We start from the raw sequence: 781 nt of genomic DNA on the forward strand, positions 1-781 counted from the left end.
TGGCGGGGTATTGCATTATGTACTACGTCAGCTCGCTGCGGAGAGTAAAGACGCTGCGTAATGATTAATTAGAGCTATAATGATGAAAAGCCCAATCCCGCTTAGAGTAGGGGACTGGGCTTTTTATTATATGAGAAAAGAGAGAGCAAATATCTGAAGATCTATTTAATTAACTCATCTGAAATTCTCATTCCAGCTCTCATTAAATATTTTATTTAAGAACTTTTCTTTATCGATGTTACCGTCATTGTTCAAGCAGGTTTTATCGACGAAAAGGCAGTTCGTCCAGCTGATATTAGGCGATAATTTATTTATTTCGTTTACTATGTCAACTTCACTATCATCAGAGAAATCTCTAATAATCAGTTTTTGGGCCAGCTCTAAAATTCGACTCTTTGTTTTATATTCGTAAGAATTCGGATAATCAGAAATTTTATCAAACAATTTCTCGTATTTTACATTGCCATCATCATTTACATACTTATCACTCCAGAATATATAATCACTCCAGAAAGGGTCGGGAGACAGTTTACTTAGTTCAAGGCCTATTTCTATTTCTCTTGGCGTTGAGCATTTAGTGTTAAGTAGCTCTTCGAGTAACAAAATAAATTTTTGCTTAGTATCATCGTTCATTATTATTTTCTCTACTACGTATTCCAGTCATATTAACCCTTTGCAGTAAGCAATCTAACTCCCAAACCAACAAACACCACACCGCTTATTTTATTCAACACAGACTCAATCGCTGGGTTCTCTCGCAGTTTCTGACTAAATCGTGATG

1 protein-coding gene is annotated in these 781 nt (G+C 35.6%); it reads right to left on the reverse strand.

From position 1 onward, the window contains the following. Positions 1-174: 174 nt before the first annotated feature. Positions 175-633, reverse strand: coding sequence for a hypothetical protein (locus ACTXGO_RS15200; protein ID WP_443542691.1), 459 nt, complete (start codon positions 631-633; stop codon positions 175-177). Positions 634-781 lie beyond the last annotated feature (148 nt).

The organism is Psychrobacter sp. T6-1 (assembly GCF_052258445.1).